Origin of the sequence: Arthrobacter pascens (assembly GCF_017052465.1) — a bacterium.
GTDB lineage: Bacteria > Actinomycetota > Actinomycetes > Actinomycetales > Micrococcaceae > Arthrobacter > Arthrobacter pascens.
The window spans coordinates 14652-34485 of sequence record NZ_JAFHKT010000110.1; the positions used below are offsets into that span (position 1 = coordinate 14652).

Consider the following 19834-nt stretch of genomic DNA (forward strand, 5'->3'; position numbering starts at 1 on the left):
TCGCACCGCAGGCCCGGGTTCTGCTTTTCAACAGGCACGGGGGCTGTCAGCATCCAACTTTGGACAGGATCGCCGTCATAGCAGCCCGGACGCCAGTGCTCAGGGTGGGTGCCAGGGCGGGGGCGAAATGTGGCGAGTGGTTGCCGGCGATGTGCCCGCCAGCCCTGAGCGTCTCGGCGGTATAGCCTCCGAAGGTCCAGTAAACCGAGGGGGCAGAGATAGCTGTTGCGAGGGTCCCGAAGTCTTCACTGGCCAGCATCGGCGGAATCTCGCGGACCTGTTCCTCTCCGATCATGGCCCGAAATTCCTGGAGAAGTTGATCTGTCGCCGTGGGATCGTTGTAGCACAGCGGAAAAGAATACAGCTCCTCAATCTCAGGGGGCGGCGCGGAGGAGGCTTCTGCCTCTGCGCGGATGATTCGGCGGATTGATGTCAGCACGGCCTCGTGCACTTTCTGGTCGAAGGTCCGTACGTTTATGGTGAACTCGGCCATGGCGGGAATGATGTTTTCCTTCACGCCCCCGTGGAAGGTTCCGATTGTCACGACTGCGGACTGCATGGGGTCCAGCTCACGCGAAACGATGGTCTGCAGCCGGACCAACATGTGGGCCCCGAGCACGATCGGGTCGATCGATTCTTGGGGCTGGGAACCATGCGCCTGACGCCCATGCACGGTGACCTTCCAGGAATCGGCCATGGCCATAGCGGTACCGCGGCTGATGCTTACCGTGCCCGCCAGGCTCGGCACGACGTGCTGGCCATAGATTATCTCCGGTTTGGGAGCCCGGTTCCACAGACCATCGTCGACCATCGCCTGGGCTCCGGCGGCCGTTTCCTCCCCCGGCTGGAAGATGAAGACGACTGTCCCGGTCCAGGCATCGGTGGCATCCGCGAGCAAGGCCGCCGCAGTCAGCGCTGCGGTGATGTGCATGTCATGGCCGCAGCCGTGCATTACCGGAACCTGAGTCCCGTCAGCCAGGGCACCGGTGGCCTGGCTGGCGTAATCAAGTCCTGTTTCCTCCTTGATCGGCAGGCCGTCGATGTCGGCCCGGAAACCCACGACTGGCCCCTCGCCGTTGCGCAGTACGCCAACGACGCCCGTCCCGCCACAGCTAAAGGTCTCGGCTCCGATGGCACTAAGATGGTCGGTGATGAGCCTTGCGGTCCGATGTTCCTGCATTGACAGTTCGGGATTGGCGTGCAGATGGCGGTACAACTTGTGCATCCGGACAGTCTCCTCGTCGGTGAGTTCCAGATCCCGCAAGGCATTGCCAATCATGTGTTGCCCTTCTTCGATTGAGTATTTTTCTGTCCGCAGGAGTTTTAGTCGCGTCCGCCAGCCAGCATGGGCGTGCTATGGAGCGCTTGAGGGATGGCGGCAGTCGGCTGTGCGCGCTCCAACCGCTGGGAAGAGCCCGCACAGCGGGGTCGGTGGAGGGTGATCCCAGGCTCCAATGCGGTGGCCTCGTCATAGCCTGGGCAGCTTCCTCGCTGATTTTGCCCGCCCTACGCCAGCGACAGACATCAGCGCTGGTGGGCGATTTCTGCGTGCCGCAGGAACGGACCGATCAGATCTTGATTCGCGGCCGCCTCCGTATCTTCCAGCACCCGGAGGACATTGCCGAAAGCGAGGCTGCACAGATCAGGAGGGGACCAGCCCCGTTCGGCTAGTGCTTCAATGACCGCCGGGTAGCTTGATACCCCGGAAATTCCGCGGGGCAGTTGTTCGATGCCATCGAAGTCCCCTCCAATGCCAAGATGCTGGGGTCCTACTACTTCGCGTGCATGTTCCATGTGTCTAACGATGTCGGCGATGGTGGCCTGCGGAGCCTGGTTCTGCGACGTCCACCGGGCAAATTCTGCGGCGGCCGCGATGTCCTCTTCCACCTGGCCTGCGTGGAACCCTGTCCGAAGGCCGAGTCTCTCCCGGACTTCATCAGCATGTCGCTCATAGTCCGCGCAGGCCTCTGAGATAAAGGCAGGAACGAAGGTAAGCATGAGCACACCGTTGTTTCCAGGCAACCTCTCAAGCACGGCATCCGGCACGTTTCTAACGTGGTCGGTGACGCTGCGGCAAGACGAATGGGAGAAAATTACAGGAGCAGCGCTCGTATTCAGCGCGTCATGCATCGTCTGCTCTGCTACGTGAGATAGATCCACTATCAGCCCGAGATCGTTCATTTCGCCGACCACGCGTCTGCCGAAATCCGTGAGCCCATGGTCGACCTGTTCGCCCGTCGCCGAGCGCGCCCACGGCGTGTTGTCGTTATGTGTGAGAGTCATGTAGCGGACGCCGACACGTCTCATCATCCGAAGCACCCCAAGCGATGCGTCGATGGAATGCCCTCCTTCTATGCCCATCAGCGAGGCAATTTTTCCCTCTGCGGCGGCGGTTCTTACGCCGGCGGCAGAGTCCACGAGGCTGAATGTCTCGGGATTCTTGGAGATGATCCGGTGTACGCAGTCGATCTGTTCGAGGGTCGCCACGACGGCGTCGGCCGGCAGCATGTTGGACGGGACGAAGACCGACCAGAATTGCGCACCGACCCGGCCTTCCCGGAGCCGCGGAATGTCTGTGTGCAGGCGGGGCTGGTGCTGCGATAAGTCGATCTCCTCGACGCGGGAATCGAACTTCTGCCGCAGAGCCCAAGGCAAGTCGTTATGGCCGTCAAATACCAGGGTGTCGGCCAGTGCGGAACGAGTCCGAAACGATGTCATCGGGCGGCGCTCAATTCCTCTAGGGCAACCCATGGCTCATGGAGTCCGAAAGCCTGGGGGCCAAAGACTTGCAGCGCTTCCGGGGTCCGCATGATGGCAGGAGTCGAGATTCCGTAGACGGCAACCCGCTGTCCGAACCGCAGGGCCTCGGAAGTGATCGGTGTGCCCAGATCAACATCAACTATCGTAATAAGATCCGGAACAATGGCAACCACTGCACCATTCTTGTGTGCAATGACGTTCTCGTTCCGGAACTGGATCCGCATCTCGTGGCCACCATCAAATGACTCCACAGTGGCAAACCCTTGGGTGAACCCGTCCCTAACGAACCTCTCAACGTCAACGATTTTTCCCCGCATGAGCACGGTTCCATGACCGTATATTGTGTCCTTCAGGAAGGCACTGAGTTCTGCCAGCGGATCAAGATGTTTGTCCTTGGCCTTACGCAAAGTCCGGCCGATATTGAGGGCCAGTGTGACGGTGTTGCGGATCGCAGTACGCTTGACGTCTGCTCCGCTCATTGGATACTCGGCGATGTATGCCGCGCCCCCCATCTTGATGGTGACCGCGCGGGCGAAAGTCTCCATCCTCTGGTTGTCCTGGCCGGTATCGACGATGCACGTGTGCCCGTTTTCGTCAGAAACAGCGAGCGGTGATCCGGACACTCCATAGACTCCGAACGTTTCCATTTGAAGCTCCGGGAAGGCTCGCCCCATTCCGTCGCCGTCCACCACCGGGATACCTGCTTCGGCGGCGACGACCAGAGGAATCATGGAATTCAGTCCGCCGCACTCCATGGGGATTGTTGCATCGGCTGTTTTTCCGAGGTGTTTCTCCAAGGCACGGAGCGACCGGACTGCCTCAGAGCCGGCGGGGACTTTCTCGACTACGACAGTCGGAGCGCCCATCATGGCCGTGGCAATGACAAAGTCATCGTCATCAATTTCGGTCGGATCGAGGATTTCGATCTTCTTTCCGTTTTTGAGGCATTCCTCGACGAGGAGCCGGCCGATGAGCGGATCTCCTCCGCCGCCTGTACCCAGTATTGCCGCGCCCCGTGCCAAGTCAGGTACGTCGTCTAGTGACAGATAGAAACTCATGTTGTTCTTCCTTCTACTTCTTGCAGTCAGCGTTCGCGTGTGGCTATTTCGACGCCGGCAGGTCGCCGACCGCTTTGACGCGTACCCGGGACGCGTTTCCGGGCAGATAGGCCAGGGGCAGCTCGTCGATCTCCACGATTTGGACAGTGCTGGCTTTGGCTCCGGCAGCTATGGCTTTGCTGATTGCTTCCTCCCTGGCCTGATCGAGCACTTCTTCGCGCTTTCCTGCCGGGATTGCAAAGATACGGTCGACTTCGCCACCGACTTGGGCAATGGCGGCGCCGATGGCATTCGCCACTCCGGAGTGCCCCGGACGGGCAACGTCACTGGCGCAGGCCATCTGTTCTGGTACCAGGAACGCACCGCCGCCGACTGCGACCACCGGGACGAGGTCGGAACTCGTGCGCATCCGGTCTACCGTCTCCGCGATCCTGCGGTAGATTTCTACTTTGGCCGCCTTCACCATGGAAGGATCCAGATGGCTGACGAGGCCGGGGTCACCGATCTCCGCATCACCCGCCGCAACCATGATGTCGGTCGCCGTCAGAGTTTTGCCTCCGAAAACGAGTGCCTCCTCCGTGACTCTGTAGCCAACGCTGTCCGGCCCGACTGTCACACCGTTGTCGAACCTGATGCGGCTGCCGCCACCGAGGCCGACGGACAACACATCAGGCATACGGAAGTTGGTTCGGATTCCCGCCACCTCGATTTCTGTTGCCGCCTCGCGGGGAAAGCCGGACTGGAGAACTCCGACGTCCGTCGTTGTTCCGCCAACGTCCACTACTATGCAGTCTTTGAGACCGGAGAGGTAGGCGGCGCCGCGCATTGAGTTGGTCGGTCCTGAGGCAAAGGTGGCCACTGGGTATTTTCGGGCAAAATCGACATCCATTAACGTGCCGTCGTTCTGGCTCAGGAACAGCGGGGCGTGGATGTTTAGCGCCACCAGGGATTGATCGAGTGAGGAACACACATCTGCTGAAAGCTCACGAAGGGCGGCATTGATGATTGTTGCATTTTCCCTCTCGAGGAGCCCCACCCTGCCGATTTCGTTGGAAAGGCTGACCGGAAGTTCCGGGAACTCGGCGTTTATGATTTCCGCTGCCCTCTGTTCAAACTCCGAGTTGACTGGGGAAAACACGGACGAGATTGCGAAGCTGCGTGCCCCTTTGGCTACGGCGTCCTGGGCTGCCCTGCGTATCTCGTCAGGATCGATCGGAGAGATTTCCCGTCCATCGAACTCATGACCGCCGTGGCACATGTAGGGCAAGGCGTGCAGCGCTTCAGTAATCCGTGCCGGCCAGCCGACGAACGGGGGCAGTCCGCCCGTTGCAGGAAGTCCGAGCCGGATTGCCGCCGTCGGTGCCAGCCGCTCCGCTTCGACAAGTGCATTGATGAAATGGGTGGTGCCGATCATGACGGCGTCTATGTCGGCAGGATCAAAGGAGTACGCACTCTGTAGTCGGCGGAGGGACCCGGTAATCCCCTGTCCCACGTCACTCATTGTCGGACTTTTTACACCTGCGAGAACCTCGCTTCCGTCAATGAGTACCGCGTCCGTATTGGTCCCGCCGACATCGATGCCTATCTTCACGTGTAGTCCTCCTGCAGTGCGCGTTCTTCAGTAATCGATCGGCGTGATAGCGCCTCTTCGGATGTGCCTTTGATTAGGCCGAGTTTGCCCGCGATGACGTAGAGAATCAGGGAAGCGCCAAGCGAATTAAGGGATCCTACCCCCCACGGCAGGAACGTTCCGATCAGCACCGAGGCGGCCCAAACCACCAGGGTCCCGATGACCCACGTTGGCTCTGTTGCCGGCAGGCCGGGGGCAGATGCGGATAGGACGCTTCGCCATTTCTTTACGATGTAGTATTCGGCGACCATGATGCCGGCGATGGGGGGAAACGTGACTCCGAGCAGGATCAGGAAATCCACAAAGTAGTTCAGTATTCCGGCAGCGGCGAGTGCGCTGCCCAGGATCCCGATAAAAATGGTGACGCTCGTGCGGCTCACTCGCTTCTTGAATACTGTCTCGACGAAGTTCACAATGCCTAGGGATGCCGAGTACAAGTTCCAGTCGTTCATCTTGATCGTGCCGGCAACGATGATGATTGTGCCGACGAACCCGCTGCTGGACGTGACAATTGCGATGATGTCGTTGGTCTTGAGTGCATGGGCAAGGAGAACACCGGCGATGGCCACCATGAATTCCCCGAGGGTGACGCCGAGCAGTGTCTGCTTGATGACATCGGAAGGTTTGCGGTTGAAGCGCGTCATATCAGGGGTAATGACCATGCCGACAATGAATCCCCCTGCCACCAGTGTTGTCCCGGCGGCCAGGCTAAGGACCGGTCCCGGGGCCGGCTGGTTAACCAGATCGCCGAGGTCGTGCCTTTGCAGCTCAGAGACAATCGACCAACCGGCGAGCAGGAGGAACGCGGGGATCGTAATGTAAGCGGTCCAGGCCATGCTCTTGAAGCCGTAAATGACTATCGCGGTCACAGCACCACCGACCACAAGGGCCCACGCCCATGCGGGGATAACGGGCGCCAGCTTGGCAAGCCCTTCAGCGGCCACGCCGCTTTGGACACCAAACCATCCGACCAGGCTAAGTGAGATGAACAGGGCGATGATGCTGGATCCATGGCGTCCAAAGCCGGTCCATCTAGCGAGAATCGAAGTTGAGAGGCCTTCTTTTTGGCCAAGGATTCCCGTCATGATGGCAACCACCTCTAGGATCACTGATCCAAGGAAGATGGCGAGCAAGGCGGTGGGAAAGTCCATTCCAAATCCCAGGGCTGCACCCAGAAGGAACTGGGAAAGCGCTGACATCTGGCCGAACCTTTGAACGGCCACCGACCACCAGCTGTATCGGGCGTGGTCGGGAACACGCTCCAGGGCGTAGTCCTCCTCCCCCGCGTGTTTCTTATCAGTAGTTGTTGCCATCGGTGCTCCTTGGCTATGAGGTCCTACCCGGGAAGAGATTCGGGGATAGGAGGGAATGAAACGAAGCTACGGCCCGTGGCCGTCGATATCAATGGTTGCTCTGACTACTAAATGCCCTCATCATGTGCATACTTAACACATTCGTCCCCCACGCACCCACATTCGAAGGAGGAAGCCATGTCTTGGCTTCTAACGGCCACGGACCTGGAAGCGCTGGAGTTTGGCGCGAGAATGCTGGGCTCGGGTGGGGCCGGTGACACTCACGCCATGTCTCTCTTGACGCGGAATCTGTTGGAACATTGCGGCGGCGTGACCGTATTTCCGCCAAGTAAAATCCTTTCTGGCGATGTCGTAGTGGCCGTGGGCCTGGCGGGGTCGGCGTTGGCCTTCAGCGAAAAGCCCAGCGGATCGGAGCCGTACGTAAGAGCTTTTGATGCGGTTGCCCAGAAATTTCCAGGGCGGCGAGCACTTGTTTGTGCCTTCGAAATGGCTGGGATCAATGCCTTTGCACCGATCCTTGTGGCGGCGGCCCTGGGCATCCCGCTGGTCGACATGGATGGCATGGGGCGAGGACTCTCAGGACTGCATCAGACAACTTTCAACGCGCATAGTGTCTCGATGACTCCTTGTGCCTTGGTCGACACTTCAGGGAGGTGCGTCGAAATTTCAGGATCAACTGCCGAGGAGGCCGAGCGTTCCCTGCGCGTTCTCATGGAATTGTTCGGCGGCTGGGTGGCGTTCGCGGGGTACCCCATGGATGGGCGACAGGCGAGGGAAGGCGGCATAAGCCGGACGCTTCGACGAGCTTTGGAGCTTGGACGCCAGTTCCAGCAGTCGAGGAAACTAATTCAGTCCGTGAGTGATGCGATATCCCATTTTTGTTCCCACACTGCGGGGTGCCTTTTTGTGGGCCGAGGGAGTGTTGTGGACGTTCACTGGGAACCTGCCCCCCGTGATTCCGGTGCCGGGGTACAGGCCAAAGGAACGATGATTGTTCGGGCCGCAGGAAGATACCTTCGAATCGAGGCACAGAACGAATTCCTGCTGCTCATGGACGAAGGCCGGCTGCTTGCTAAGGCCCCCCAGATAATCTGCCTCCTGGACAGCCATACCGGCATTCCCCTCCTCAGCGAGCGTATCCTGCCCGGTTTCGGGGTAGATGTCGTTGTCTTTGAGGCCCCGGGCGAATGGAGCGAATATGCTGCGCAGGCCTTGGTCGACATTTCCGGTTACGGGTACACAATCCCTTCCCTTGGAGACTCGCTGTGACAGCCCGGTTGACCCTTCGTGAACTGCTGCGGTGTCCGATGCTGCTGAACAGCTCCGTGATCTTGGAACACCCCGTTTCGAGCTTTACGTTCATCTGCACTAACGAGATCAGCGCCAGCGGCGCCGCCACCACTGCCTATCTTGACCCACCAGACGAAGTGCAGGTCAGCAATCTCGAAGGCATCTGGATATCCTCTTGGATTCCCTCCTATGCCCTGGAAATTCTGCTTCCACAGCTGAAGCGAAAGGGCGTGGGCGTAGTGATCCTGATACCAACCACGCCTCAGGATTTCCAACCACTCTCGGAGTTCGGCCTTTCTACCCTGGAACTTGCGCGAAAACTGAGAATGAACGTGGTTGCGCTCCACCAGCCCCAGGCGACTGTGGCCGTGGCCGCATCCCTCAGCAGGTTCATGGGATCGGATCTCTGGGCACGGTCCATGAATATGACGGCCTTCACCCACGCCGCCCACCAGATGGAGCCAAGCCCCGAGGGCGTCGTTTCTGAACTCAGAAAGTATGTCAACGCGCGGATAGCAGTGATCAATTCGCTTGGCCTGCCGCTCGCGGGCGCAGTGGACCGGCCGCTGGCATTCGGCAACATCGGGGCGTCGCCCGTGTTTGACCCCAGCCAAACTCCAAACCTCATATCGGTTCCGTTGCCCCCGCTCATGGAGGACGACGTTCCAGCGCTTTGGATACTCGCGGAATTCCAGCCCGACGCCCCGTCCTTCGAGCTGGAGGCGGCACAAGAACTCATGGAATTAGGGGCCCTTTCGTTGCTCAGGTGGCTCAGCCGTCAACGCTTCGCGAGCGAGCAGTTTCAGTCCGCAAGATCAGCGATCGTTTCACAGCTCGCTGTCGCTGGCGGAGCAATTCCCGATCACGTCATCTCTCAAGCTCTCAGCGTCGGCTGGAACTTAAGCGGATGGCACACCCTCATAAGCGTTCGTGCCCCACGGAAATCCCTGGCCCACGACATCGGACGAATGCTTCCAGCCGCTTTGACCCGGTATGACTACACAGTGGACTCGTCCGAATACATCGATCATTGGCTTGTCTGGGAAACACGGCAGGACCAACCATCCCGGCGAGACTACAGGGATTTCGTCGCCGCTCTGGACTCCCTACGACCACCGCCAGAAACAGGAATCGTTTTTGGCGTCGCTAGGCCACGCTTTGGACCGGAGGGATTTGCAAGAAGCATCGCCGAGGCTGAAGACTTCGCTCGACAAGCAGGCTCCAGCAAAGGACGCCGGCAGATTGTTGACGCTCAGGAATCCGTCGCCACCCAGTTGATCCGCACTACGCTCCATGATCCGGCACTGGTTCGCCAAGCCACGAAGTTTCTAAAACGACTGTCTGAACCAGACGCCGGCTATCTGAGGAAAACGCTGAACACCTACCTTCAAAGCGAATCTAACCTCGCGGAAACGTCGCGCGCCCTAGAAGTCCATCGAAACACGGTGGTCAAGAGCATCGAAAAAATCGAGGAACTACTGGATGCTCCGCTTGAAAACCCTGACACCAAATTTGCCTTACGCATCGCACTCAGAATCCTGGAAATTGCCGCCACCGAGTAGCCGCATCGTCGCCCGACAGCAGTGAAAGGCTCCGCGCTTGATCCTAGATGAAAGCTCGCGTCCCTGAAGCCGTGGGCCTGTTGTTGTGGATGTTCTCGGCACATTCATCGATATGAGACGTTTCGATGCATGACGGCAAGGACTGAGAATCAGAGGCGTGCCAGCCCGTATGCCCCTCATCGCTTACCCTCCGTATCAAAAGTCTGCCGGCGGCCCACCCCCGTTACCTTTTTCGTAGCCCCAGTCCTGTTGCATGGGTGGTGCGAATAGCTATCGATCGCCACGGAGCGCCCCCAAAGTTCCTATCGGAGCAGGATGGTTCCCTGACGTGCGACTCCCGGGTTAGCTGTTGAGATGGGTGGGTCAGCACACTCTTGACGTGTGCGTGGAATCATATTATCGTTGACCCTAATCCTTTAGGTAACGCGATTGGGACTTCGCGAAGCCTCTCCCTAAACGATTAGAAAGTAGTGGGGAAAATGGCGAAGAAGCCCACGTTGCGGGACTTGAGTGAAGTCACAGGCTTGTCTTCCTATACTGTTTCGCGCGCCCTGAGTAACGGGGCCGATGTCTCGGATGCGAGCCGGAAGCTGGTGTTGAAGGCCGCCCGGGAGCTTGGTTATGTCCCGAACCGTGCCGCGCAGGAGCTCCGGAAGAAATCGCGCAGTTCGGTTGCGGTCATCACGGCGAGCACCTCGAACTACTACTATCTGGACCTGATGAAGGGCATTCAGCGGGTTCTGCGCGGATCCAGCCGGAATGCTGTGGTGGCCGACATTGCCGCGGAAGGCGTGTACACGCCGGAGGTGGAAGATGCCATTGTTCAGGATCTGATCCAGTCACGGACGGCCGGCGTCATCACCACCCTGACGCTGAGCGCCGAGAACGTCAAGCTCCTCGAGAGCTGGGACATCCCGGTGGTATTCGTGGACTCGGCACCGCCGGAGGACGCGACGCGGGTTCCGAGCATCCTCACGGATAACTATGCGGCGAGCATAAAGGCTGGAGGGCATCTGGCTGAGCACGGGTATACGGATTGGCTTTTCCTGGCCTATCCGGGCCGTTGGTCAACGCGTGCCGAGCGGGAGCGTGGTCTCCGCGAAGCGGCCGATAAGCACGGGGCCGCCCTGCAGGTGCTGGAGACGGAAAACGACTCCGACTCGGCACGTAAGACGCTCTCCGCCTATTTGGACACCCCCGGCGGGGCCTTGCCGAGGGCGATCATCGCGGGCAATAACCCACTGCTCCATGGTGTCCTCACCGTGCTCCAGCAGCGTGAAATTGCTGTCCCCACCCAGGTGGCGCTCATAGCGTTTGATGAGTTTGCCTGGGCGCCCTTGCTGGATCCGCCGCTGACAGTGGTGGATGAGGACAGCGAATCGATCGGCGTTCTGGCCGCGCAGACGCTGACACGAATCCTGGATGGGCAGCTGGAGGCCGAACGGCGGGGCGAACCCCCGGTGCCCGACTACCGTCCCGAGGACCGCCGGGAGGTGACCGCGGACCTGATCGTGCGCCAGTCATGCGGATGCTGAGCTCCAGCTCCTCCTGACAACAGACGCAACAAAATTCCCGTCTTTGGCTCAGAAGGGGGCCTCGGCGGCAGACGTGCCAGGTTCTCCACCTGGGCACCTGATAAGGGCCGACCCCCGGCCCGCCCCACACAAGCACCCTTGCCTTGGTACTCCGAGACGATACCGGCAAGGCCTGGTTCCACCGGAGACGACTCCTCAGAGGCCCGTCATGCCGCGGGAACCGACCAGAAAGCCCGGTCTTCGCATCGAAGTGAGCCGGCGTAACAATCACTACCCAATTCCATCGACAACGTTTTCACGGACATGGCCCCGCCGTCACGGCATCGCCGGATCCGCTTCAAAGGAGAATCGAAAATGAATCAGCTCGTCAAGAAGTCGGCAGTCTTCACCGCCGCCGCGTCACTGGCCGCGCTCAGTCTGACGGCCTGCAGCTCTGGCGACACCCAGGCCGGCACTAACAAGCCGGCAAAGATCGAGAAGATCGGTCTGATGGTCCAGGACATGTCCAACCCGTTCTTTTCGGCGATGGACAAGGGAGCCAAGGAAGCCGCAGCGAAGATCGGCGCCACCGCGAACACCCAGGACGCCCAGCTTGACCTGGCGAATCAGAATACCCAGATTGATACCTTCATCCAGCAGGGCGTGAACCTGATTGTCATCAGCGCGGTGGACGAAAACGGCATCCAGCCGGCGATTGAGCGAGCGAAGCAGGCGGGCATCATTGTCATCGCCGTGGACACCCCTGCCAAGAGCGCCGACGCCGTGGTGATGACCAACGCAGTCCAGGCCGGCGAAAAATCCTGCCAGTACCTGTTCGAGCAGATGGGCGGAAAGGGAAATGTTCTTCTGGTGGACGGAACCCCGCTCCAGACGATCCGGGACCGTATCACCGGTTGCAAGAACGTCGTGAAGAAGTTCCCTGACATCAAAATCGTTGGGCAGCAGGCCTCCAAGAACGACCGCGCCTCCGGTCTCGCCGTAACCACCGACATGCTCACGGCCGCCCCCGATGTCCAAGGCATCTTCGGCATGAACGACCCGTCTGCCCTCGGTGCTGTTCTGGCCGTCCAGCAGGCCAAAAAGAGCGCCACTGTGAAAGTCACCGGCGTTGATGGCAGCCCGGAGGCCGTGGCCGAACTCAAGCAGCCCGGATCACCTTTCATCGGAACCGCGACGCAGAATCCCGCCGAGATGGTCCGCAAGGCCGTCGAGGTCGCCCAGAACATCATCGACAACAAGCCCCCGGCAGAAACCACGATCCTGATCCCCAGTGAGCTCGTGACCCGGCCGAACGTCAGCCAGTACAAGGGCTGGTAAGGCTCCCCCACTGCCGTGTGGGGTCGCTCCGCTCCCGGAGCGGCCCACACAACCGGACCGAGAATAGGCCGCCATGACCACAACTTCCTCCCGCCAGCCGCTGCTGCAGCTGGAAGGCATTACAAAGCGCTTCGGTGCCACACTCGCGCTCAACAACGTCCACTTCGACCTGCATGCCGGTGAAGTACATGCCCTGATGGGCGAGAACGGGGCCGGTAAATCCACCCTGATGAAGATCCTGGCCGGGAACGTTGCCCGCGATTCCGGACGCATCCTGTTGGACGGCACCGAGATCGACATCCGCTCCCCGCACGAGGCCGTGTCCAACGGCATCGCCATCATCCATCAGGAGCTGAACACGGTGCCGGCGATGACAGTTGCCGAGAACCTGGCCCTCGGACGCGAGCCGTCAACCAGATTCGGGGCCCTGGACCGCCGCGCCATGATCGCCCAGGCCCGTGAGAAGCTCGCCCGGGTCGGTGCACGGATTGACCCACGCCGCGAGCTCGGCCAGCTCAGTGTCGGCATGCAACAGATGGTTGAGATTGCCCGGGCTGTCAGCGAGAACGCCAGAATCCTGGTACTCGATGAACCAACGGCGGCCCTCTCACGGAACGAAACGCTCCACCTCTTCGCGATCATCAATGAACTGCGCGACGCAGGTGTCGGGCTCGTGTACATCTCCCACCGGATGGAAGAGGTCTGGGAGCTTGCCGACCGTGTGACCGTCTTCCGCGACGGTACGTACGTCGGTACCCGGGGGAAGACGGAGATCAGCCCTCCCGATGTCGTAAAGATGATGGTGGGACGCAACCTTGAGGACCTTTACCACCACGACCGGCACAGCCCGGGGGATGTCATGCTCGACGTCAAGGGACTCACTGACGGAGCCGGAATCGGGCCGGTCAGCTTCCAGGTCCGCTCCGGCGAAGTTGTCGCCCTTTCCGGGCTCATCGGGGCCGGCCGCACGGAAACGGCCCGGATGATCTTTGGCGCCGACCGTTCCCGCGGCGGCACCGTCACCGTCCAAGGCAAGACCGCAGTGGCCTCCAGCCCGGCTCAGGCGATCGCCCGTGGAATCGCCATGGTCCCCGAGGACCGCAAAGACCAGGCCTTGTTCGTGTCCCACAGCGTAGAGGACAACATTGCCGTCAGTTCCCTTGGCGGGCACGTAAACGCCGGCGTGCTCCAACGGGCCAGAATCCGGAATGCCGTGAAAAAGCAGATGGAACGCCTGCATCTGCGGCAGAACGCCCTGCGCCTGCCGGTCAGCGCGCTTTCGGGAGGCAACCAGCAAAAGGCGGTTCTGGCCCGATGGCTGATGCGCGAATCCGACGTGCTGATCCTGGATGAACCCACCCGGGGTGTGGATATCGGCGCGAAAAGCGAAATCTATGAAGTCATCAATGACCTGGCCAAGGCCGGCAAGGCCATCCTGGTCATCTCATCGGACCTGCCCGAAGCGATCGGCATCAGTGACCGGCTCCTCGTGATGCGCTCCGGCCGGATCGTACAGGAACTCAACTCACGCACCGCCAGCGAAGAGGACGTCATGTCCCACGCGACCGGTACCGCAGCACAGACAAACGGAGAATTCCATGACTAACCAGGCTCTCAACCCACAGGACGCGGACGTCCGGCCAGAGGCCGTACCTGCGCCCGCCCGCGGCTTCGACTTCGCCTACTGGTGGGACCGCGTCGGCATCCTCGTAGTCCTGATCGCACTCGTGGCGCTGATGGTAGTCATCGCCCCGAACTTCGCGAGCTTCAACAATCTGCTCAACATCGCCCGATCTATCTCAATCAACGCCATCCTGGCGGCCGGAATGACATTCGTCATTCTCGCCGCCGGAATCGACCTCTCCGTCGGCTCCATCTTGGCCGTCTCCGGGGTCGCATCGGTCATGACTGGCATCGCAGGACTGCCCGCACCCGTCGCGATCCTGGTCGGAGTCTTGACAGGGGCGGTCGCAGGACTTATCAACGGCATGCTCAGCGCCTACCTGGCACTGGCCGCCTTCATCGTCACCCTCGGCACCATGACCTTCCTGCGGGGCTTGGCATACACAATGACCGACGGGCAACCCATCGTCTCGAACACACTCAGTTTCCGGGACATCGGCAATGGCTACCTGGCCGGCATTCCGGTGCCGGTGGTGATCATGATCATCGTCTACGTCGCGGCATGGTTCGTCCTTGAGCGCACCCGCTATGGCCGGCACGTCTACGCCGTGGGCGGCAACGCAGAAGCCGCCAGGCTGGCAGGCATCAACGTCAAACGCGTCATCACCTCCGTCTACGTCATCGCCGGAGTCTGCGCCGGACTCGCAGGCGTCATCTTCTCAGCCCGCGTCGTCTCCGCCCAGCCCACAGCCGGCACCGGCTACGAACTGGACGCCATTGCAGCCGTTGTCCTGGGCGGCACGAGTCTCGTCGGCGGACGCGGACGGATCTACGGCACCCTGATCGGCTCCATCATTCTCGGTGTCCTCAGCACAGGGCTGATCCTGATGAACGTCCAATTCTTCACCCAGCTGCTGATCAAGGGCCTCGTCATCATCCTCGCCGTGGCTATCGACAGCCTGAAACAACGCACGCTCCGCCTGCCGTGGTCCAGGGCCATCGCCGCCCAGACACCCGCATAAGGCAAACCGACGTAACCCGCAGCCGCATCCTGCCTGCCCGCCGGGACATTCCGGCCGCTTTCCTAGAGTGGCCGGGTAGTAGCCCAGCGCCAAATTTGAGAGGAAAAGCCAGTGGCATTACCCACCATCACCGTCCAGGACCCACTTCCCGGCCGCCGAATCAACGAACCAGTGACCTTCACTGTCGACGCCGAATTGACCGAAAACCTCTGGACCGCAACCACCAGCGCCGGAGAGACCCTCATCTGCCAGCGGCTGCACACCCAGCCCGAACCCGGCAAAACCACGTTCATCACCGTCGTGACCTTTGAAGAAAGCGTGGAGCTCACCCTGGCCGCACCCGTCACAGGACGCGTCGACGGGATCACTGAACGGGAACCCGTCGAATCCGACGCCTTCGTCCGCCTGGACACGGGATACTTCGACCTCGAAATGTGCTCGGGGACCGCCGAGGGCACCGGCTCCTCAAAGTGGGGACTGCGTCACTTCGCAACCCTGAAAGAGGGCATCGACCTGCTGCCCTCGGGCAACAACGCCATCGGCGGCTTCTACGGCCCCTTCTTCACCCCCGAAAACGGCCTCATTAACCCGCCCGAACACGCCACCGTAGAAATAGAAACCATCGAACACGGTCCGGTCCTGCACCACTACCGGATGCACGGCACCGTCCCCGACGGCCTGCTCGAGGAGCTCAAGGGCAAGACGTTTTCCATCGACTGGAAATTCACCCACGGCACCCCCTACTTCACGCGCAACTACCGGGTTGATGACTTCCAGACAGTCATCAACGGGCGCTCCATAACCAACAAGATCACCGTCGGCGACGAATTTGAGGCCGGCCAGGGCGATGTGGTCTTTGACCGCTTCGAAGCATACGGCGGCACACGATATCGCGCCGGGGACCCCTACGCCGCTGAACTCGCACACATGGTCGATGAAACCATCGCGAACTCAACGTCCAGCACTGCGAAGTTCCAAGACTTCCGCCGTCAGCTCACCGGCAACATCGAAGCCGCGCACTGGGATCTGTACTGGCGCCTGTTCTGCAGCTGGGAAGGCGCCCTGGACAACGAGGAAATCCGTGCACGCCTCGCCCGGGTCAGGGCAACCTCGCACGTGCTCGCCGACCTGCCCGAGCGGCATTGGACGATAGCGGATGCCCCCGTCGACGTCTCGGCCGTGCCGCACGAAACCATCTTCGCCGGGCCGACCTCCAAAACCGCCGAATTCCATTCAGAACTCGACAGGACCATGGTCTGGTGGACCTCCGAACCCTCCGGTGCCTTCCAGATCGTCCAGCGCCGGCAATCCGGCTGGGTCAACTGGGGAACCAACGGCGAAAACGAGTGCCCCGAACTTCCCGTCGGCGTCCAGATCAAAACCGCATACGGAATGTTCAGCGACGGCTGGCAGCACGTGGCAGACCAACTGGAGAGTGCACCCACGGTCCACCAGGCCTAAAGGCTGGCCGATGGGCCTCTGGACATGGCAGCGGCTGCCAGTCCCCGACAAGATATGAATTGAGGTGAGCCAGACGGGCAGAACGATGGCCGAGGCCAATGACATCATTGAGCCCCGCGTCAGCTCGCATTCGGATGTGGTGGGAGTAGCCAGGCCGCGGATGCGTGATGTGGCTGCCTTGGCCGAAGTAGGCATCAAAACCGTATCCCGAGTCATCAATGACGAGCCTGGTGTTTCTGAAGTCACCCGCCAGAAAGTGCTGCAGGCGGCGCAGCGGCTGAACTACGAGCTGGACATTGCAGCCCAAAGCCTCCGCCGGGCCGGCCGACAAACACTGTCCATCGGGCTGCTGCTTCCCAGCGTTGCCAACCCGTTCCATGGGCAAATTCATCGGGCCCTGGGGGATGTTCTCGCGAGTCACGGCATGGCGGTCCTCGCGGCCAGCCTGGATGATGACGCTGCACGTGAAGAGGCGCTCGTCAAGGCGTTTCTCCGGAGGCGTGTGGATGGACTGGTTCTAACCCCGGTCGCCAAAAGCCAACGATACCTGCCGGAACATTCCAGTGACCTTCCCATGGTCTTCATCGACAGGGAACCGGTCGGCACCGACGCCGATGCAGTGGTCAGCGATAACGCCGCAGGCGCCGCCAAGGCCGCTGCCCACCTCATTTCCCAAGGCCACACCAAACTCGCCTACCTAGCTGGCCGCACCGATATCCAAACCGCGCGGCAGCGGCGGCGGGGCTTCACCGACGAGCTGGGCCGCGCAGGTATTTCCCCCGACACCGTTCACTTCCTGGAAGGACTGCGCAGTGAGGAATCGGCCCGGAAGGCGGTAAGAGAGTTACTCACGGGCGCTGAACCGCCGACGGCCATCTTCTCTGCACAGATTTTGGTGACCTTCGGTGTAATGCGGGCGTTACAGGAGCTGGGGCTGAACCGGGCTGTGGCCCTGGTCGGTTTCGGCGACTTCACCCTCTCGGACATGATGGATCCTGGCATAACGGTGGTCGCCCAGCACCCCGAACATATCGGCCGGGTAGCGGCAGAACGGATTCTGGCCCGTATCAATGGAGACCAGCAGGAACCGCAAACTTACATCGTCCCTTGTGAACTGATCCTCCGAGGGTCAGGTGAAGTTCCGCCGCCCCCGCCTAACCGGTGAGCCGCACGACGCCTCACTTCCCACTTCCGGTACCCCCATTTGGACGTTCTTCTGGAAAGGCCCTAGAACTCAAACTGACAGATTGTGGGTTTGGAGGCACTGGTGGCTGGACAGCGGATCGTGGCATGGGCCTGTCGGTCCAGGGTCATTTCCGCGTAGTTTCCGGCAACGCCAGCATGGCGATGCCGGAAACCGGGATCGGATTCTTCCCCGATATCGGCGCCAGCTACTTCCTGCCGCGTCTCTCGGGCGCAGTGGGCATGTACTTGGGATTAACGGGAGTCAGAATCAGTGCGGCAGATGCGATCTATGCTGGTCTGGCCACACACTTCATTGACAGCAGCACCATAATTCCGTGCCTGCAGCCCTGGCATGCAGGCCCGATATGCCCGTCGACCAGATCCTGAGCTCCCTCGGACCGGGAACCCCGGGAAGAGAGAGCGACCTGGCCCGCCAACGGTCGCATATCGACTGGTGCTACAGCGCCCCTACGCTCAATGGCATCGACGAGAGATTGGCCGCCATCCCCGGGCCCTGGGCCTCAGATACCCGGAATACCCTGCGCAAGCTTTCGCCCCAGAGCCTGCGACTGACCTACGACCTGCTCGCGTGGGGCAAACAGCGCAACCTGCGCGACTGCCTCGCACTGGAAATGCAGTTGACGCGGCAAGTCATCAAGACCGCAGACTTCATAGAAGGAGTGCGAGCCGCGGTCGTCGACAAGGACCGCAACCCCGCTTGGGAACAATCCCGTTCCCTTCAGTTGTCACCCGACGGCATGTCCATCGGGAGCACTGAAAGTGCTCAGAAATGGTTTTCTCCGTCTTCGGCGGTGACCTCCGTCCGGCGAAGTCTGTCTCTGAAGGCTGTACAGGTGCCTCGAGACCTGTCTCAAGAAGAGGATCGACAGTCTCACATCACGGCGTCGGCAGGCTGCTTGCGCGCTGGGGCGTTTAGTCAGCGCTGCGATTGCAGCAAACTACCGGATAGCACTTCTCTCCTCAGTTGACGCGTTGAAGTACACCCCAACCTGACGCCGCTCCGTCATGCAGTCAGACAACAGGCTGGCAATGAACAGACATGAAAGACCAGCCAAGCAGCAGTACCTCGCTTCCGGACATCGGCAAAAAAGTCACAGCGTCATGTACTCGACTCCGACGGCACCCATGGACGGTCATGGACGGATAAAGCCTCGATCCATGGAAGACGGGCGGTGAGCATCATGGGCCACAACGTAGACCAACGTTGCCCCGCTGGCGGTCGCTATCGGACTGCCTGCGGGAGCGACTCCGGTTTCCTACCGGTTGGGCGCAGGTCATGTCATCCTCCACCGCACCCACCATGAACGAGCAGAACAGCCACCAGTAGCCGGTCAGGAGGACCCTGGTGAACAGCCAACGACGATGCAACAAAGAAGGCCGCACCGTATTTTTCCCGGATCATGTTGGCAGAGCCATGAACGCCCATGAACTGGTATCGAACGACAAACCGACGATCCAACTAGGCAAGGAGGCCCCCGGCCCCAGCAACGGCCACCAACAAAAATGGCCCCCGAAGGGGCCCACAAGTTAAGCCTTGTACACAGTCAGCAGCAAGAAAGCCTCTGACCTGCGGAGACACTGTGCCCGAGGTGGGACTCGAACCGCATTCCAACCCCCGCAAACACTTGGGAACTCCCGAAAACATACCGAATCCGGCCCAATCCGACCGATGTACGACCCAGTCCGAAGCCAAGAGTGTGGACAATGTCCACAGTCTCTTTTTGCCACATTCCGGCGACCCAACAAGCGGTGCCGCGCCAGCCGCCTCCCAGAAGGGTCGAATCACTTGACCCCTGTCTTCCCTCACAGGGACGGCCCCTTTCGTTCCGGGAGCCGTTAGCAATCAGGCTGCACTAAGGCCACGTAGTGTCGAAACCGTCAGGCAAAAGTGCCACTGCCCACCGGCGGCATTCGGAGCGCTTCCGTTTTGTGACGGAAGGCCGAATTTCGGCGTTGGAAATGCGTGGGGAGCGCCTGTAAAAGGGGCGGTTTCCTGCCCACGATTCGTGGCGCTTTTCACAGGGCTCTGGAAAGTCGGAACCGCTCAGCTGTTGGGA

General features: G+C 60.6%; 15 protein-coding genes. 10 read left to right on the forward strand and 5 right to left on the reverse strand.

Annotation, left to right across the window (positions count from 1 at the left end; genetic code table 11):
• Positions 1 to 46 precede the first annotated feature (46 nt).
• The 5 genes from JYA52_RS03620 to JYA52_RS03640 all read right to left on the reverse strand — a co-directional run bounded on the left by JYA52_RS03620 (position 47) and on the right by JYA52_RS03640 (position 6761).
• Positions 47 to 1279, reverse strand: coding sequence for an amidohydrolase (locus tag JYA52_RS03620; protein WP_205651792.1), 1233 nt, complete (start codon positions 1277 to 1279; stop codon positions 47 to 49).
• Positions 1280 to 1524: 245 nt separating this feature from the next.
• Positions 1525 to 2718 carry a dipeptidase gene (locus tag JYA52_RS03625; protein ID WP_205651793.1) on the reverse strand — a complete coding sequence of 398 codons (1194 nt, stop codon included), beginning with the start codon at positions 2716 to 2718 and terminating at the stop codon, positions 1525 to 1527.
• The gene (locus tag JYA52_RS03630; RefSeq protein ID WP_205651795.1) at positions 2715 to 3818 is read right to left on the reverse strand and encodes an S-methyl thiohydantoin desulfurase family protein; all 1104 of its coding nucleotides are present in this window, start codon (positions 3816 to 3818) and stop codon (positions 2715 to 2717) included. The genes JYA52_RS03625 and JYA52_RS03630 overlap by 4 nt, the downstream gene beginning before the upstream one ends.
• A 43-nt stretch (positions 3819 to 3861) precedes the next feature.
• Positions 3862 to 5409, reverse strand: coding sequence for a hydantoinase/oxoprolinase N-terminal domain-containing protein (locus JYA52_RS03635; protein WP_205651797.1), 1548 nt, complete (start codon positions 5407 to 5409; stop codon positions 3862 to 3864).
• A complete protein-coding gene (locus JYA52_RS03640) occupies positions 5406 to 6761 on the reverse strand; it encodes a purine-cytosine permease family protein (protein ID WP_205651799.1) in 1356 nt (451 codons plus the stop codon). Before JYA52_RS03640 ends, JYA52_RS03635 begins: the two co-directional genes overlap by 4 nt.
• A gap of 177 nt (positions 6762 to 6938) precedes the next feature.
• Here JYA52_RS03640 and JYA52_RS03645 point away from each other — a divergent pair, with 177 nt between their 5' ends.
• The 10 genes from JYA52_RS03645 (at position 6939) to JYA52_RS03690 (ending at position 18745) form a co-directional block, all read left to right on the forward strand.
• Positions 6939 to 8030 carry a DUF917 domain-containing protein gene (locus JYA52_RS03645; RefSeq protein ID WP_205651801.1) on the forward strand — a complete coding sequence of 364 codons (1092 nt, stop codon included), beginning with the start codon at positions 6939 to 6941 and terminating at the stop codon, positions 8028 to 8030.
• 38 nt (positions 8031 to 8068) lie between these two features.
• Positions 8069 to 9613, forward strand: coding sequence for a PucR family transcriptional regulator (locus JYA52_RS03650; protein WP_205651802.1), 1545 nt, complete (start codon positions 8069 to 8071; stop codon positions 9611 to 9613).
• 479 nt (positions 9614 to 10092) lie between these two features.
• A complete protein-coding gene (locus JYA52_RS03655) occupies positions 10093 to 11148 on the forward strand; it encodes a LacI family DNA-binding transcriptional regulator (protein WP_205651804.1) in 1056 nt (351 codons plus the stop codon).
• 354 nt (positions 11149 to 11502) lie between these two features.
• Positions 11503 to 12465: an ABC transporter substrate-binding protein gene (locus tag JYA52_RS03660; protein ID WP_205651806.1), complete on the forward strand. Its 963-nt coding sequence runs from the start codon at positions 11503 to 11505 to the stop codon at positions 12463 to 12465.
• Between the two features lie 73 nt (positions 12466 to 12538).
• Complete coding sequence (locus tag JYA52_RS03665; protein WP_205651807.1) at positions 12539 to 14071, forward strand: sugar ABC transporter ATP-binding protein; 1533 nt, start codon at positions 12539 to 12541, stop codon at positions 14069 to 14071.
• Positions 14064 to 15110 carry an ABC transporter permease subunit gene (locus JYA52_RS03670; RefSeq protein ID WP_205651808.1) on the forward strand — a complete coding sequence of 349 codons (1047 nt, stop codon included), beginning with the start codon at positions 14064 to 14066 and terminating at the stop codon, positions 15108 to 15110. The genes JYA52_RS03665 and JYA52_RS03670 overlap by 8 nt, the downstream gene beginning before the upstream one ends.
• A gap of 111 nt (positions 15111 to 15221) precedes the next feature.
• Positions 15222 to 16571, forward strand: a complete 1350-nt coding sequence (locus JYA52_RS03675; protein WP_205651809.1) for a hypothetical protein — start codon at positions 15222 to 15224, stop codon at positions 16569 to 16571.
• 160 nt (positions 16572 to 16731) lie between these two features.
• Positions 16732 to 17736 carry a LacI family DNA-binding transcriptional regulator gene (locus JYA52_RS03680; RefSeq protein ID WP_205651860.1) on the forward strand — a complete coding sequence of 335 codons (1005 nt, stop codon included), beginning with the start codon at positions 16732 to 16734 and terminating at the stop codon, positions 17734 to 17736.
• Positions 17737 to 17861: 125 nt separating this feature from the next.
• Entirely contained in the window at positions 17862 to 18143 is a 282-nt protein-coding gene (locus JYA52_RS22760; protein WP_205651812.1) for an enoyl-CoA hydratase/isomerase family protein, read from the forward strand.
• Positions 18092 to 18745, forward strand: coding sequence for an enoyl-CoA hydratase/isomerase family protein (locus tag JYA52_RS03690; RefSeq protein WP_307869301.1), 654 nt, complete (start codon positions 18092 to 18094; stop codon positions 18743 to 18745). The genes JYA52_RS22760 and JYA52_RS03690 overlap by 52 nt, the downstream gene beginning before the upstream one ends.
• Positions 18746 to 19834 lie beyond the last annotated feature (1089 nt).

Bases quoted from the DNA above. Each gene is read 5' to 3' on its own strand.
- JYA52_RS03620 (WP_205651792.1), bottom strand. From the start codon at position 1,279: ATGATTGGCAATGCCTTGCGGGATCTGGAACTCACCGACGAGGAGACT.
- JYA52_RS03625 (WP_205651793.1), bottom strand. From the start codon at position 2,718: ATGACATCGTTTCGGACTCGTTCCGCACTGGCCGACACCCTGGTATTT.
- JYA52_RS03630 (WP_205651795.1), bottom strand. From the start codon at position 3,818: ATGAGTTTCTATCTGTCACTAGACGACGTACCTGACTTGGCACGGGGC.
- JYA52_RS03640 (WP_205651799.1), bottom strand. From the start codon at position 6,761: ATGGCAACAACTACTGATAAGAAACACGCGGGGGAGGAGGACTACGCC.
- JYA52_RS03645 (WP_205651801.1), top strand. From the start codon at position 6,939: ATGTCTTGGCTTCTAACGGCCACGGACCTGGAAGCGCTGGAGTTTGGC.
- JYA52_RS03650 (WP_205651802.1), top strand. From the start codon at position 8,069: ATGCTGCTGAACAGCTCCGTGATCTTGGAACACCCCGTTTCGAGCTTT.
- JYA52_RS03655 (WP_205651804.1), top strand. From the start codon at position 10,093: ATGGCGAAGAAGCCCACGTTGCGGGACTTGAGTGAAGTCACAGGCTTG.
- JYA52_RS03660 (WP_205651806.1), top strand. From the start codon at position 11,503: ATGAATCAGCTCGTCAAGAAGTCGGCAGTCTTCACCGCCGCCGCGTCA.
- JYA52_RS03665 (WP_205651807.1), top strand. From the start codon at position 12,539: ATGACCACAACTTCCTCCCGCCAGCCGCTGCTGCAGCTGGAAGGCATT.
- JYA52_RS03670 (WP_205651808.1), top strand. From the start codon at position 14,064: ATGACTAACCAGGCTCTCAACCCACAGGACGCGGACGTCCGGCCAGAG.
- JYA52_RS03680 (WP_205651860.1), top strand. From the start codon at position 16,732: ATGCGTGATGTGGCTGCCTTGGCCGAAGTAGGCATCAAAACCGTATCC.
- JYA52_RS22760 (WP_205651812.1), top strand. From the start codon at position 17,862: ATGGGCCTGTCGGTCCAGGGTCATTTCCGCGTAGTTTCCGGCAACGCC.